The sequence below is a fragment of the Citrobacter sp. TBCS-14 genome, from assembly GCF_005280805.1.
In the GTDB taxonomy this organism is placed as follows: Bacteria; Pseudomonadota; Gammaproteobacteria; order Enterobacterales; family Enterobacteriaceae; genus Citrobacter; species Citrobacter gillenii.
The window spans coordinates 1-212 of the sequence record NZ_SZWM01000014.1; the positions used below are offsets into that span (position 1 = coordinate 1).

General features: G+C 50.0%; 1 pseudogene. It reads right to left on the reverse strand.

Annotation, left to right across the window (positions count from 1 at the left end):
* Positions 1–212 (reverse strand): annotated as a pseudogene (locus tag FDX22_RS30370) (fimbrial protein); the annotation flags it as partial.

Here is a 212-nt window from a genome sequence, read left to right on the forward strand (position 1 = left end):
AACGTTGTAATAAGCAGTTGAAGTACCATAGTTATACCAGTTTGAACCATTCCCGGAGTATCTCACGGTGGCCGCTCCGGGCGTAAAACCTAGCATCGCCGTGTCGACAAAAGCGCGAAACGTCAAGGAGGCGGTCAGATTGGCCGTTTGTTGCAAGTTATAACTCACCATTTTGCAAATCACACCGTCAGTACCGCCCACCACGCCAAGTT